The organism is Psychroflexus sp. MES1-P1E, from assembly GCF_002836055.1.
Taxonomy (GTDB): domain Bacteria; phylum Bacteroidota; class Bacteroidia; order Flavobacteriales; family Flavobacteriaceae; genus Psychroflexus.
The window spans coordinates 12,137-27,863 of sequence record NZ_PJBS01000349.1; the positions used below are offsets into that span (position 1 = coordinate 12,137).

General features: G+C 36.5%; 11 protein-coding genes. 8 read left to right on the plus strand and 3 right to left on the minus strand.

The genetic code is table 11. From position 1 onward, the window contains the following. Window positions 1-7: 7 nt before the first annotated feature. The 3 genes from CXF67_RS16585 to CXF67_RS16595 all read right to left on the minus strand — a co-directional run bounded on the left by CXF67_RS16585 (window position 8) and on the right by CXF67_RS16595 (window position 4,189). Entirely contained in the window at window positions 8-2,995 is a 2,988-nt protein-coding gene (locus CXF67_RS16585; protein WP_102089761.1) for a TonB-dependent receptor domain-containing protein, read from the minus strand. 42 nt (window positions 2,996-3,037) lie between these two features. Then, window positions 3,038-3,712, minus strand: coding sequence for a DUF2064 domain-containing protein (locus CXF67_RS16590; protein ID WP_102089762.1), 675 nt, complete (start codon window positions 3,710-3,712; stop codon window positions 3,038-3,040). Window positions 3,713-3,808: 96 nt separating this feature from the next. Continuing rightward, entirely contained in the window at window positions 3,809-4,189 is a 381-nt protein-coding gene (locus tag CXF67_RS16595; protein ID WP_102089763.1) for a hypothetical protein, read from the minus strand. Window positions 4,190-4,389: 200 nt separating this feature from the next. Here CXF67_RS16595 and CXF67_RS16600 point away from each other — a divergent pair, with 200 nt between their 5' ends. From CXF67_RS16600 to CXF67_RS16635, 8 genes are read left to right on the plus strand one after another with little or no spacing between them, the layout of a single operon-like run. Then, complete coding sequence (locus tag CXF67_RS16600; RefSeq protein ID WP_102089764.1) at window positions 4,390-5,721, plus strand: c-type cytochrome; 1,332 nt, start codon at window positions 4,390-4,392, stop codon at window positions 5,719-5,721. Window positions 5,722-5,749: 28 nt separating this feature from the next. After that, complete coding sequence (locus tag CXF67_RS16605) at window positions 5,750-8,824, plus strand: TAT-variant-translocated molybdopterin oxidoreductase (RefSeq protein WP_102089765.1); 3,075 nt, start codon at window positions 5,750-5,752, stop codon at window positions 8,822-8,824. A 32-nt stretch (window positions 8,825-8,856) separates the two neighbouring features. Next, the gene (gene nrfD, locus CXF67_RS16610) at window positions 8,857-10,323 is read left to right on the plus strand and encodes an NrfD/PsrC family molybdoenzyme membrane anchor subunit (RefSeq protein WP_102089766.1); all 1,467 of its coding nucleotides are present in this window, start codon (window positions 8,857-8,859) and stop codon (window positions 10,321-10,323) included. Beyond that, complete coding sequence (locus CXF67_RS16615) at window positions 10,323-10,850, plus strand: DUF3341 domain-containing protein (RefSeq protein WP_102089767.1); 528 nt, start codon at window positions 10,323-10,325, stop codon at window positions 10,848-10,850. The genes nrfD and CXF67_RS16615 overlap by 1 nt, the downstream gene beginning before the upstream one ends. Window positions 10,851-10,854: 4 nt before the next feature. Beyond that, entirely contained in the window at window positions 10,855-11,442 is a 588-nt protein-coding gene (locus tag CXF67_RS16620; protein ID WP_102089768.1) for a c-type cytochrome, read from the plus strand. A gap of 32 nt (window positions 11,443-11,474) precedes the next feature. Next, window positions 11,475-12,779 carry a quinol:cytochrome C oxidoreductase gene (locus CXF67_RS16625; RefSeq protein ID WP_102089769.1) on the plus strand — a complete coding sequence of 435 codons (1,305 nt, stop codon included), beginning with the start codon at window positions 11,475-11,477 and terminating at the stop codon, window positions 12,777-12,779. Between the two features lie 25 nt (window positions 12,780-12,804). Continuing rightward, window positions 12,805-13,851 (plus strand): cytochrome c oxidase subunit II, encoded by a 1,047-nt coding sequence (locus CXF67_RS16630; RefSeq protein ID WP_102089770.1) that lies wholly within the window; start codon window positions 12,805-12,807, stop codon window positions 13,849-13,851. 22 nt (window positions 13,852-13,873) lie between these two features. Further along, window positions 13,874-15,694 carry a cytochrome c oxidase subunit I gene (locus CXF67_RS16635; protein WP_102089771.1) on the plus strand — a complete coding sequence of 607 codons (1,821 nt, stop codon included), beginning with the start codon at window positions 13,874-13,876 and terminating at the stop codon, window positions 15,692-15,694. Window positions 15,695-15,727 lie beyond the last annotated feature (33 nt).

Genomic DNA, 15,727 nt, shown 5'->3' on the forward strand with positions numbered 1-15,727 from the left:
TTTTTGTTTAAAACAGATACCTAACCCCAAATTGAAATTGTCTAGGTGGTCCTGCATTTCTTTGTGCGAATCTTCCAGAGGATGCTGGTCCCGCTTGTATTTGGTTACTTTGCGTTGCATTGTTACTGTAACCACTAAGATTTTCAATGTTGAACACATTAAAAATATCAGCTCTTACTTCTAAGCGATGCGTCTCACCAACTAAAAATTGATGTTGTATGCCAATATCAAAATTGAAAGACCAAGGTAAACGGTCGTTGTTCCTAGATTCACCGGGTGAACGGTCACTGTTACCTACATAAGCATCTCCAAAAGCAGAACCATCACCATTTAAATCTGTAGTTCCAAAAATTGTTGCATCTGGAATTCTATTTATAGGTTGGCCGCTTTGAAGAAGTCCTGCCAAAGTCAATACAGAATTTTCGAATGGATAATAATTGAAAATACCATTTATATTATGGGTTCTATCGTTGATGGAAGGCCCCCATTCATTTCCATAATTATTGGCATCTTGCGCTCTAAAGTTGATGTCCTCTGTGTTGTTTTCTAGTCTGGATAAGGTATAATTAAGTCGGTAATCGTAATTATCGTTCCCTCTTGTTTTTTGAAGATTAAAACTAGCTGCCCAGTATTCTGAACGGCCTTTAGATTCTGTCATGACCACATTTCTAGCGACACCAGAAACAGTCTGACCATCTATGATACCTTGGCCATTGATGATAGGAATAGGTCGAGATGCATCAGCTTCTTCCAGTGAGCGAACATCGTTTGGTAGGAAGCCTGAATCTATTGGAAACTCCTCTGCAGCATTTAAATTACGCAATCGGAAAAGATTGTGGCCTCGGTTATGAAATACATCGATAAAAAATAATTTATCATCTTCTAGCTGGGTTTGGTACCCTAAAGAAAATTGATGGCTGAATGGATTATCATATCCATTTGGATTTAAGATTCTACGCTCATTAGAAAAAACAGACTCTCGCTGGTCTTGCAGATCACTTGGACTAGGTCCTTGCAAATAGTCTACATCACTTAGATTGGCTGTAAGATTTCCATCAAAAGTCACACGATTTATATCCGTGTTTTGTGGTAACATACCTTGATTAATCAGTTCTTGTATTTGCAATTGATAATCTGCAGAAGTCGTATTCTGCTGTAAAGCATCACTATGAATCGCATAAGAGATTTTATCGTAAGCCATACCATACCCTCCTCTAATTACCGAATTTTCCCCAATTTCATAATTGAAATTAATTCTCGGGGCAAGGTTATCTGTGTCACCAGATGTACTGCCGCCTTTTGATAAATCATCATAGTCATAACGTAATCCGTATACTAAATTCAATTTAGGATTAACCAGCCATTGGTCTTCGAGATAAAAGCTATAAATATTTTGTGTGGTTCCAAATGAATTAGGGCGTAGTTCCACACCATAATTGACCACATTTACATTAGAAGGAAGGTCATTGATGTTTAAACCACCGCCAAGATCGCTATTACGAATAGTATCAATCTGATTTTGAGTAAGATCTACTAAATAATTTCCATCGGGATTACCGCCTCCAAACAATTCATGATCTCCAGAAATATATTGAAGACCAGCTTTAATAGTATGGTTATTTAAGTAATATTTAAATTTTTGCTGCAGCTGTAGAGTGTTTTCAATTTCATCAAAAACAAACCCAGAACTCCCTAAAACTCCGATGGTGAATTGTTGAGGATTGCGAAGAGTAACTTGAGGTCCAACATTTACAGGATTGGAGTAATTCCACCTAAAGCGACTGTACTGGATGTTGGTTTCTCCATCGAGACTTCCAATTTGATAATTGTTTTTGAATGCAAGATTGATACTGTTTCTTTCTTGAGCGGTTCCTGCAGAGGGAAAGATCACGCCACCATCAAGGCCACCTCCTTGGTTTTCAATCTCAATTCTACCCACATTTGCCCTAAGCGAACTTCTAAACTGATCGGACCAAAGGTGATCGATTTTTAGGGTGAAATAATTAAATGCATTATTGCCGCGAACAGTCTCACTCACGCCAAGGTCTGGGACATTCAATAAATTGTCTTTTATATCAGTTGTATGTTCGTAGTTAAAAAAGAAAAAGGTTTTGTCCTTAGTAATTGGCCCACCAATAGCAAGGCCCGTTTGGTAACGAGCAAAACCATCCTTTACTTGATTTCCAGATAAATCGCGTTGAGCAAATTGGCTAGAAGCATCCACACTCGGGCCAGGGCGAGTGATAAAATAAGTTTCTCCTTTAAGCGTATTGGTTCCCGATTTGGTTGTGACATCAATAACGCCATTGCTCGTTAGTCCGTACTCAGCAGAATAGTTGCTGGTAAGTACTGTGATATCTTTTACAGCACCAGCGGGAATATTGAAACGCATTCCACCAAGAAACCGCTCGTTATTATCCATTCCATCAATGGTGTAATTTGTAAATAAAGGGTTGGCACCATTGATGCTCACCGTTGGAGCTTCAGGGAAAAATCCAGTTGCTTGTGTCACATTGGGTAAGCGGAACAATATCCTTGTAATATCTCTACCTTCTACCGGAGTTTGCTCAATATCTTTGGCGTTAATTTCAAAGGACACCTCTGCATTACGACGATTGATTTTTAGTTTGGTATTACTAGTGACGATGACTTCTTCTAGGTTCTCTGCCTTACTAGATTTTTTATAAGCATACAGTTTAATTGCTGGACTTTCGTTAGAACGCAGATTGAAGAGTTGACTTTCAGAAGCTTCAAAAGCCTCATTCCCTTCAAATAAAATTTGATAGCCGTTGACGGTCGGAACAGATCTAAAAGTTACTGCGCCATTTAAATTTGTAGTTAGTGGTTTATCGATGCCTTGCTCTAAATTTTTTAGAATTAGTGTTGCATTTTCCACTGGAAGATTGGTTTCTAAATCCAGTAAACTAACTTTTATGTTTTCTTGTGCATTTGCAAATAGACATGCCCAAAAAAATACAAATGTTGTATATTTCATAAGTGTAATTATAGAGTTTAAATAAGGGTTGCTTGCTGGATGTTAGGTAGATAGAGGGGAGCCTTTGTTGTAGTAAAGACTTTTGAGTTGAGTCTTTGCAATAAATTGAAAAAGGGTAGAGGGATTTTTCGATTTCCTTACTATTTTAAGCAAGATGCATTTCAGTTGAAAATCAATAGATTTATTTCTAAGTAAAAGAAAAGCATCTTCATTACAATCTAGATCAATCAGGGTTTCGATACAGTCGAATTGGACAGAATTGTAAGTTAATTCGCTAAGTATTTCAGGAAGTAGATCTTTGGTATTCCATTTAAAATTCAAAAAAGAGTTTTTTTCAAAAGAGTCTTTCTTTATTCCCCAAAGGTAAAAGCCTCCATCTCTAGAAGGACCAAAGCACATGCTGTTATGTTCGAGAAGTTCTGAAGCTTCGAGGATGTGTTTCACTTTCAAACCGGGAGTATCGTTTCCTATGGAAATGACTTGTTGATACCCTTTATCAAAAATGTGTTGAATCGCGTTTAAGTAGCGATTTTCAAAATCATCGCCAACCTGCCGATTTTCATCTATCCAGAAGTGAGGAAGTTTACTTTCTTTTACAAGCTTTAGTAAGTTTCTATGTTGAAAATCAAAAAATTCCTTTCCATTTTTAATACATTTCCGCTCTGCATCAATACGCGCAGAGTTTGCAAAAATTAATATGGCTGTTTTTGTTATCAAAATAAATCTTATAGTTCTTAAGTCGGAATTATATGTTTTCCTTACTTTTCAATTATAAATAGTGACAAAAATAATTGAGCTAAGGTTTAGCAAGTTTTATTTTCCAGGTCTTATGATAAGAGTATTCGGATACTTATATTTAACTTTTTCAAAAGCTCTATCTGCTTGAATTCTATTTCTATAGTTACCAATCCAAACTTTATAATTAGGGGTTTGGTATAATATCCTAGATTCGATATTTAATTCTAAATATTCAAATTCATTTTGAGTCTCTTTAGCTTTTTCAAGAGAACCTGAAAATATCTGAAGCTTATATGTATTTTTTAATTCATTGTTAGATTCTAAGGAATGCTTTTTGTTTAACAGGTCTGAAACCGTTATTAACTCAGAGGAGTTTAACTTATTTTGTGCCTCTAAGTGATTGAAGGTCAAAAATGAAATAATTAAAAAAACACTTACAAATGAATATTTAGTCATGAAATATAATTTAAAACAAATGTACACTTTATAGGAAAGCAAGTGCTTTTATATTTTATTTAGAAAGATTATAAATTGCCATTTAACATATCTAGGTATTCCAGAAACGCTCATTTAGTGTTACTTTTGTAGACGGTATTTTTTATGCTCAATCCTTAGTGTTTATGGGCATCACATTAAAATAGGTTAATAAATATTATATGAAAAAGACGATGGAACGCCCATTAAATTTGAAACATCTCTTCTTGGTGTTTCTTTTGCTTTTCACGCTCGTAACATTTGGTCAGGATGAAGTAGAGGCCGAATCTAATGCTGATGAAGCAAGCACTGAAGAAATTATTCCTAGTGCAGACCCTGTAAAAGGAAAAGAATTGTTTAATTCTCTTTGCGGAGCATGTCACAAACGTTATAAAAATGCAGTAGGACCCTCTTTGCATGGTGTTACTGAGCGCAGAGATATGGATTGGTTGTACAAATGGATTGTAAACAGTCAAGAATTAATAAAATCTGGAGATTCTCAAGCAGTACAATTATATGAGGAGTGGAATAAAGTGGCTATGAACGCTTTCCCACAATTGAACAATCAAGATATAGATAACATTTTAGCTTATGTAGAAGAGCCTAAGCCAGAGCCTGTAGTTGCAGTGGCACAAGTTGCAGCTGGAGCAGAAGGACAGGGAGGTTCTGGGATTTCTACAGAAATTGTGTTGGGGCTTTTATCAGTAGTTCTTTTGATATTATCTGTGATACTTATTCTAGTCAATAAAACTCTAAACCGTTTTGCTGTAGCTAATGGAATACCTATAAAAGCAGACAAACCAAAAGGTAAGCCTATTTGGGTTGCTTTTGCTGAAAATCAGTTTTTGGTTTTAGTGTCTATTGTTTTCTTGCTTCTAGCAGTAGCTTGGGGTGGTTATAGTTTTTTAATGCAAGTTGGCGTTGACCAAGGTTATGAACCCATACAACCTATACATTATTCTCATAGAATACATGCTGGGGAAAATCAAATTGAGTGTAAGTATTGTCACTCTTCCGCTAGAGTTTCAAAGCACTCGGGAATACCTTCATTAAATGTGTGTATGAATTGTCATAAGCAGATAGCTGAAGTAGCACCAGAAACTGCTACTGAAGAATATTCAAAAGAATTTTATGATAATGAGATTCAAAAATTATATGAAGCTACTGGCTGGGATACCTCTACACAGTCTTATACTGGAAAGACTAAGCCCGTCAAGTGGGTCCGTATTCACAACTTACCAGATTTCGTTTACTTTAATCACTCCCAGCACGTAACCGTTGGTGGAATTGAATGTCAAACCTGTCATGGTCCTGTTGAAACATACGAGATCCAAAAACAATATGCTCCTTTAACTATGGGCTGGTGTATCAATTGTCACAGAGAAAGCAACATTAAAGTTGAAGGCAATGCGTACTATGAAAAAATACATGAAGAGCTTTCCAAAAAGTATGATGTAGAAGAATTAACTGTCGCAGAAATGGGCGGTTTGGAATGTGGAAAGTGTCATTATTAATTAATAATATAGAAAATTAGAATTTGATATGTCATCAGAAAAGAAATATTGGAAAAGTGCCGAACAGCTAGAGGATAATAGTCCATTAGTAGAGTCGCTTGAACAAAATGAATTCACAGACCATATCCCTTCAGATGAGTTTTTGGGTGATGAAGAAAATATTGAGGGTACACAGACTTCCAGAAGAGACTTTTTGAAGTATGTAGGATTTAGTACTGCAGCGGCTTCTTTAGCTGCTTGTGAAGGTCCTGTAGTTAAATCTATCCCTTATGTTGTTCAGCCAGAACGCATAATCCCTGGTGTTGCAGACTTTTATGCTACAACCATTGCAGATGGATTTGATTTCGCAAGTGTTCTTGTTAAGACTAGAGAAGGCCGGCCAATAAAAATTGATAATAATACTGTATCCAACGGACTTTCTGCAGGAAGAGCTAGGGTTCATGCCTCCGTTTTAGACCTGTATGATATCCAACGTATACAGAATCCTCAGATTGAAAATAGAGATGTAACATGGACGGAATTCTTTTCATCTTTGGAAGCAGATCTGAAATCTAATGCTGAAAAGAAAACTTATCTATTAACGCAAACTTTTGCCTCTCCTTCAACAGACAAGCTCATAAAAGAGTTTCAAGAACAATATCCTAACGTCGTTCATATTGTTTATGATACCGTTTCTGATGAGGCTGCTTTAGATGCTTTTCAAGCTAAATACGGTTATAGAGCTTTGCCTAATTATGATTTTTCTAAATCTGAAATGATTGTTTCTGTTGGTGCGGATTTCTTAGGAGACTGGCAAGGTGGTGGTTTTAGTCCAGGTTATAGTAAAAGTAGAGTCCCTAAAGACGGTATAATGTCCCGCCACATTCAATTTGAAGCAAACATGTCTCTTACCGGAGCCAACGCTGATAAGCGTGTGCCTGTTAAACCCTCTTTACAGAAGAAAATTGTCGTAGAGGTATATAATCAAATCGTTGGTAGAGTTGCTTCAACAAACTTTAGTGATGCGCTGCAAAACCACGTTGATAACGCGATAACTCAACTTAAATCAAAATCTTCCAAGTCTATTTTTGTAACGGGATTAGAATCTTTAGAAGCTCAAGCCATGGCTCTAGAGATTAACGAATCCTTGAGTAGTGAAGTTTTAAATTTAGAAAACCCAAGACTTATTCGTCAAGGACAAAACTCTAAAATTAAAACCCTAATTTCAGAAGCAAATGCAGGTAATGTAGGTGCTTTGATGATTGCTGGAGTTAACCCAGTTTACTCTCTTCCTAATGCAGATGAATTTGTTGCTGCTTTGGGAAAAATCAACACAACAGTTGGTTTTTCTATGAAGAAAGACGAAACGGCTTCTCGTTGTAAATATATTGCTGCAACCCCCCATTTCTTAGAGTCTTGGGGAGATGTGAGATTTACAAAAAAAGATTTCAGTTTAATACAACCTACAATTCAGCCGCTTTTCAATACTAAACAATTTGAAGATTGCTTATTGAAATTGACAGGCAATTCAAGCAAGTATTATGAGTATGTAAAAACTAATTTCAAGTCTACTTTTGATGGACTTTCTTGGAATAAATCTTTACATGATGGCAGTTTCTCCATAGACATGGAGCTTCCTAAAACTAAAGAAACATTTACGGTCGATTTTTCTTCAGGTGCTAGAAAGCTTGTTTCAAAAAACAATGCTGAAGGATTTGAATTGACTTTGTATACTAAAACTTCACTCGGAGATGGCCGTCAAGCCAATAACCCTTGGTTGCAGGAAATGCCAGATCCCATCACTAGAACTTCATGGGACAATTACGTGACCATGTCAAAAGTAGATGCTGAAGCCTTAGGTCTCACGAATACAAATGTTGCCAATGGAGCTCTAAACGGTAATTACCTTACTGTTTCATTAGGGGATAAGAAAATATCAAAATTACCTGTTATTATCCAACCAGGGCAAGCACCTGGATCTATTGGTATTGCATTAGGTTACGGAAAAACAGAGTCTATCCAAGAAGAAATGCAGGTAGGTGTAAATGCTTTCCCACTTTACAATGACTTTGATGTCAATCAAAATGTCACGGTCGAAGCGGTGGATGGTATTCATGAGTTTGCTTGTGTTCAGCTTCACCATACGATGATGGGTAGGCGAGATATTGTAAAAGAAACGACCTTAGAAATTTTTAATACCAAAGACAGAGAACATTGGAATGCCGTTCCAAAGGTTTCTTTGAATCACAAAGAGGTTGAGGTTACTAGTCCTGATGTCGATCTTTGGGATGAATTTGATCGTTCTGTTGGGCATCACTTTAATCTTTCAATAGATTTAAACTCTTGTACAGGCTGTGGAGCTTGTGTTATAGCTTGTCACAGTGAAAACAATGTTCCTGTGGTTGGTAAATCTGAAATACGTAAGAGTAGAGATATGCACTGGTTGAGAATTGACCGCTACTATTCTTCAGAAGAAACAATTCTGGAGGATTACGATAAGAAAAATGATATATCTGGATTAACTAGTGCTATAAATACTTATGGAGAATTAGAAGTTGCCTCAGAAGAAGATGTGCAAGTGATTTTTCAGCCTGTAATGTGTCAGCATTGTAATCATGCTCCCTGTGAAACGGTTTGTCCTGTTGCAGCTTCGGCACACGGTCGCCAAGGTCAAAACCACATGACTTACAATAGATGTGTTGGAACTAGATACTGTGCCAATAACTGTCCTTATAAAGTGAGACGTTTCAACTGGTTCTTATACAATCAAAATGATGAGTTCGATTACCACATGAATAATGATCTTGGACGTATGGTCTTAAACCCTGATGTGACTGTTAGGTCACGTGGTGTGATGGAAAAATGTTCTATGTGTATTCAAAAAACTCAGAAAACTATCCTAGATGCTAAACGTGAAGGGAGAGTTATTGAAGATGGAGAATTTCATACTGCATGTTCTGCAGCCTGCGATAGTGGAGCTATGTCTTTTGGAGATATTAATGATAAAGAAAGTGTAGTTTATAAGAAAACACAAGACGATAGAATGTATCATCTTTTAGAGTACTTAGGAACTAAGCCTAATGTGATGTATCATACCAAAGTCAGAAATACAACAGAAGCATAATCAACTAACTAGGAATAAATTTATAATAAATTATGTCTCATTACGAATCACCTATTAGAAAACCCTTAGTTACAGGGGATAAATCTTACCACGACGTCACACTTGATGTGGTAAGACCTGTAGAGGGAAAGGCAAACAAATCATGGTGGGTGGTTTTCTCCATAGCACTCATTGCCTTTTTATGGGGTTTAGGTTGTATAGTTTACACGGTATCTGAAGGAATTGGTACTTGGGGTCTTAACAAAACCATTGGTTGGGCCTGGGATATTACCAATTTTGTTTGGTGGGTAGGTATTGGCCATGCTGGAACATTAATTTCTGCAGTTCTTTTACTCTTCAGACAAAAATGGAGAATGGCCATTAACAGATCTGCTGAGGCCATGACCATTTTCTCCGTTATTCAAGCGGGTCTTTTTCCAATTATTCACATGGGTCGCCCATGGTTAGCGTATTGGGTTCTTCCTATTCCTAATCAGTTTGGATCCTTGTGGGTTAACTTTAACTCTCCTCTTCTTTGGGATGTATTTGCTATTTCAACCTATCTTTCTGTATCCTTAGTTTTCTGGTGGACAGGTCTATTACCGGATTTTGCTATGATAAGAGATCGAGCTGTAAAGCCTTTTCAGAAACGTATTTATGGCATATTATCTTTTGGATGGAGTGGAAGAGCAAAAGACTGGCAGAGATTCGAAGAAGTGTCTTTGGTTCTTGCAGGTTTAGCAACACCATTGGTTCTTTCGGTTCACACTATTGTATCTTTTGACTTTGCTACGTCGGTCATACCGGGTTGGCACACCACTATATTTCCACCTTACTTTGTTGCTGGGGCTGTGTTTTCTGGTTTTGCAATGGTTAATACTCTTCTTATTATTATGAGAAAAGTTTCTAATCTAGAAAACTATATTACCATTCAACACATAGAATTGATGAATATAGTCATCATGATTACAGGTTCTATTGTAGGTGTTGCCTATATTACCGAGTTATTTATGGCCTGGTACTCAGGTGTGGAATACGAACAATATGCTTTCCTTAATAGGGCAACTGGTCCCTATTGGTGGGCCTATATGTTAATGATGACTTGTAACGTAGTTTCCCCTCAATTTATGTGGTTTCCAAAATTAAGGCGAAGTATCATGTTTTCTTTCTTTATCTCTATTGTCGTAAATATAGGGATGTGGTTTGAGCGTTTTGTAATTATTGTAACCTCACTGCACAGAGATTATATGCCATCAGCTTGGACTATGTTCTCCCCAACTTTTGTAGAGATTGGAATTTTTGTAGGAACAATTGGTTTTTTCTTTGTGTTATTCCTTTTGTATGCTAGAACATTTCCTGTGATTGCTCAAGCTGAAGTTAAATCCATCTTGAAAACCTCTGGAGAAAAGTATAAAAAAATAAGAGCTGAGAAAGGAGATGATGCAAATCTTTATGACGAGCCAGACCAAGAACCTTTACCAAATTTCACGGAACAGTTTAATTCTAAATCTAACTTATAATGGCATCGAAATTTTTACATGCGATTTTTACAGATGATGATATTTTGTTGAAAGCGGTAAAAGCACTGCGCGAAAAAAAATATAGCATTAACGAAGTTTTTTGTCCATTCCCTGTTCATGGTTTGGATAAAGCTATGGGATTACCTGGCACCCGTTTAGCCATAACCTCTTTTTTATATGGGTTGGTAGGTTTGGCTGTATCTACTTGGATGATGAATTTTATTATGATAGAAGATTGGCCGCAAAACATTGGTGGTAAACCAAGTTTTAGTTACTTACAGAATATGCCAGCTTTCGTTCCTATTATGTTTGAGATGACAGTGTTTTTCGCAGCGCATTTAATGGTTATTACTTTTTACTTGAGAAGTAAGTTATGGCCATTCAAAAAAGCCGAAAATCCAGACGTAAGAACGACAGATGATAAATTTTTAATGGAGGTATCTGTCAATGAAAATAACGTTCAAGCTATTGCTGAAGTCTTGCACGAAAATGGTGCTTCAGAAATTAAATTAATAGATAATAAATAAGTTCATGAAAAGTTTATTTACCATATTACTTATAGCTTTTTGTATGACACTCATTTCGTGTTCAGATAAAAGGGAACGTAACTATCAGTATTTCCCTGATATGTATGAATCTATCCCTTATGATACATATGGATCCTACGATATCTTCCAAAATGAGCAAGAGGCCAAAAAACCTGGGGAAGGGACAATTCCCAGAGGTTTTACACCTTATGAATATGAAGACGATTCAGACGGATACGCATTGGCTAAAGCTGAGTTGAAAAACGAGGTTGCTTACACGGAAGACCATCTAGCTAAAGGAAAAGAGCTTTATACTATCTATTGTGCAACATGTCATGGTGATAAAGGAGATGGAAAGGGCTATCTTGTAGAACGTGAAAAAATTCTCGGTGTGCCAAGCTATGATGATCAAGGCAGAGCAATTACGGAAGGAAGTGTGTATCACGTGATGTGGCATGGGATTAATACCATGGGTTCTTACGCTTCACAAATGGATAACAAAGAGCTTTGGCTTGTCGACCATTACGTTATGAAGCTAAAAGCTGATCTGGAAGGAAAGGCATCAAGAGAACTTGAACTAGATTCTGAATAAAAAAAATAATTATAATACCAAGCTGAGATATTATGTATACAATGTCAAGTAAATTAAAATTATTCTCTTTGGCCCTCATCATTGTTGGAGCCATAGGTTTAATTTACGGATTCATCGATGCCCCATCATCTGTTGAAGACGTCAAAGAAATGCTTCATGCAGAAGATGCTGCACACCTTGGAGACAGCGTGGCTATGGAATCTAGTGTTGTTGGCGAAGCAGCTCATGGAGATGAACATGCTGAGCATTTGTTTCATCAACTGCAAAACAAGCCTTGGGCGGCTATTTATGTTCCTGCTTTATTTATATTTTTAATCTCCTTAGGTGTTTTTGTATTTTATGCGCTTCAAAATGCTGCACAAGCAGGATGGTCCCCCGTCTTATTTAGAGTTATGGAAGGGATAGCTTCATACTTAGTTCCTGGTGGAATTATTGTATATGTCCTACTTGTATTATCGACCTTACACCTTAATCATTTATTCATTTGGATGGACCCTGAAGTGGTTGCAAACGATGCAGTTATTCAAAATAAAATTGCTTACTTAAATACACCCTTTTTCTTGATAAGAGCTGCCATATATATGTCTGGTTGGATTATTTTCTCTAAATTGATTATCAAGAATTCTAGAAAACTCGATGAGGGGTTTAGCCTTACTTTACACAAGCGTAACTTTAAGTTATCTGCTATGTTTCTAGTTTTCTTTATTGTAACAGAATCTATGATGTCTTGGGACTGGATTATGAGTATTGATACGCACTGGTTTAGTACTTTATTTGGATGGTTTGTTTTAGCAAGTATTTTGGTTTCTGCAGTTACTACAATAGCTTTGGTTACGATTTACCTAAAAGGTAAAGGCTACTTAGAGCATGTAAATAACAGTCATATTCACGATTTAGCTAAATTCATGATGGGATTTTCTATATTCTGGGCTTATCTGTGGTTTTCACAATTTTTATTGATTTGGTATTCTAACATACCGGAAGAAGTGACATACTACGCCCAAAGGTTAGAGGATTATCCCGTTTTATTTTTTGGAACCTTAATTTTGAATTGGTTTCTCCCAATGCTGATTTTAATAAATTCTGATTTCAAGAGAGTCAATTGGATAGTCATTTTTGCAGGTATTATTATACTTGTAGGAAACTATATCAACTTTTTTGTTCTTATCATGCCTGGCACAGTTGGAGAATCTTGGTTCATTGGTATTACAGAAATATGCTCTGTTTTGTTGATTTCAGGTATATTCATTTACACGGTATTTAGTGCTTTAGCAAAAGCGCCTCTTACTGTAAAACACAGTGCTTTCCTTAAAGAAAGCAAACATTTCCACTACTAGAAACCTATTAAAAGAAAGATAGAAGATGACCGCATTACTCATAATAATTGTTGCTGCCCTTTTAGGAATTACGATTTGGCAAATTTCAAAGATCTTTAAATTATCGCAGCCTATTGAAAGTGACGATTCACAAATTGCCACCAATAAAGACAACGAAAACCAAGGAAAATTATTTTTAGTTTTCATTGTATTTTTTTACGGTCTTATGCTTTATTCATTTTGGAGCCTTAGCAAATTTTATGCGCCAGCGGCATCAGACCATGCTGAAGATTATGATCAATTATTTTTCATATCTGTAGCACTTATTATGTTTGTTCAGGTGATAACTCAATTCATGCTTCACTGGTTTGCCTTTAAATACAGAGGTCAAAAAGGAAGGAAAGCCATTTTTTATGCTGATAATGATAAACTCGAGTTTATATGGACCATTATTCCCGTCATCACACTATCTGCCCTTATTATTTACGGGTTATTTAGTTGGTCTGAAATTATGAACGTTGAAGAAACTGATGAGACGCTTGTCGTTGAAATCTATGCCTATCAATTTGCTTGGAGAGCTAGATATTCTGGGGAAGACCGAACCCTTGGCGAGGCTAATGTTAGATTTATAGAAGGTATCAATCAATTAGGTGTCAGTGAAACCGACCCTTATGCTAAAGATGATATTATAACTACGGTATTACATTTACCTGTGGATCGACCTGTGTTATTTAAATTTAGATCACAGGACGTTTTACATTCTGCTTATTTTCCATTTTTTAGATCGCAAATGAATGTTGTTCCTGGGATGACCACACAGTTTGGCTTTACACCTACAACAACTTCTAAAGAAATCCGAAATAGTGATTACATGGTTGATAAAGTGCGAAATATCAACGAAATTCGTGAAAATAACGATAACCTCGGGCCAGATGAAAAAAGTTACGAGTTTGAATATTACTTGCTGTGTAATAAGATTTGTGGCGTGTCCCATTATAACATGCAAATGAAAATTGTTGTTGAAACTGAAGAAGAATATCAAAAATGGATTTCGGAGCAGCAAACTTTTGGAGAATTAACAGCACAAAATTAATTATAAAAATAAATAAGAATATATGTCAGTAGCTGCACAACCACTTGCGAACGATCATGCACATGAGGAAGGACATCACGAACCTACTTTCATAGAGAAGTACATATTTAGTACAGATCATAAAATGATCGCTAAACAATATTTAATTTCTGGCCTCATCATGGGTTTTATTGGTATAGCAATGTCTATGTTAATGAGATTACAGTTGGCATGGCCAAATGAAACTTTTTGGATTTACGAAGTTTTACTTGGACGCTTTGGAGAAGATGGAGTAATGGATCCAAGTATCTATTTAGCTCTCTCTACAATCCATGGAACCATCATGATTTTTTATGTCCTTACGGCAGGCTTGAGTGGTACGTTTAGTAATTTACTTATACCTCTCCAAATTGGGGCTAGAGATATGGCTTCAGGATTTATGAACATGTTATCCTTTTGGTTGTTCTTCATTTCTTGTGTTGTTATCGTTTCCTCTTTCTTTGTAGAAGCTGGTCCTGCATCCGCTGGATGGACCGTTTATCCGCCGCTCAGTGCATTACCACAAGCTATAGGTGGTTCAGGATTGGGGATGACCCTTTGGTTGGTTGCTATAACCATATTTGTTGCCTCATCCCTCTTAGGCTCACTTAATTATATTGTAACAGTTCTTAATTTAAGAACTCAAGGGATGACGATGACAAGATTACCCTTAACTATTTGGGCTTTTTTTGTTACTGCAATTATAGGTGTGGTTTCATTCCCTGTTCTTTTAGCTGCTGGTCTTCTTCTTTTGATGGATCGTAGTTTTGGAACATCATTTTTCCTAAGTGACATATATATACAAGGTGAAGTCCTATCTTATCAAGGTGGCTCTCCTGTTTTGTATGAGCACTTATTTTGGTTTTTAGGTCACCCAGAGGTTTACATTGTTTTACTACCTGCTCTTGGGATCACATCAGAAATTATAGCGACCAATTCTAGAAAGCCAATTTTTGGATATAGAGCCATGATAGCTTCTATTCTAGCTATCGCTTTTCTATCTACAGTAGTTTGGGGTCACCATATGTTCGTCTCTGGTATGAATCCATTCTTAGGTTCTGTCTTCACATTTACAACTCTTTTAATTGCTATACCCTCAGCTGTTAAAGCCTTTAATTATATTACAACCCTTTGGAAAGGTAACCTCCAATTAAATCCTGGTATGTTATTTTCCATTGGATTAGTGTCTACTTTTATCACTGGTGGTCTTACAGGGATTATTCTAGGGGATAGTACATTGGATATAAATGTACATGATACTTATTTCGTTATTGCTCACTTCCACTTGGTAATGGGTATATCAGCTTTATATGGGTTATTTGCAGGAATTTATCATTGGTTTCCAAAAATGTTTGGTAGAATGATGAACAAAAACCTTGGTTATGTCCACTTCTGGATCACTGCTGTTGGAGCTTATGGTATTTTCTTCCCCATGCACTTTATTGGAATGGCAGGGTTACCAAGACGTTATTATAAATTTACAGAGTTTCCATACTTTGACGATTTAGCAAATACTAATATTCTTATATCTGTATTCGCATTTATCACTGCAGGGGCCCAATTATTTTTCGTGTATAATTTTATTTCTTCAATTTTCTATGGAAAGAGAGCAGAGCAAAATCCATGGAAGTCAAATACCCTGGAGTGGACTACCCCTGTGAAGCACATTCACGGTAACTGGCCTGGTGAAATTCCACAAGTTCACCGATGGTCTTACGACTATAGCAAACTGAATAAAGAGGAAACAGATTACGTGATTGCTGGTCAAGATTTTGTACCTCAAAACGTACCTTTACAGGAACATGAAGAAGAAATGGATGATTAATTATTCTTAAAGATAGAGAGAAGCCTTCAAGTC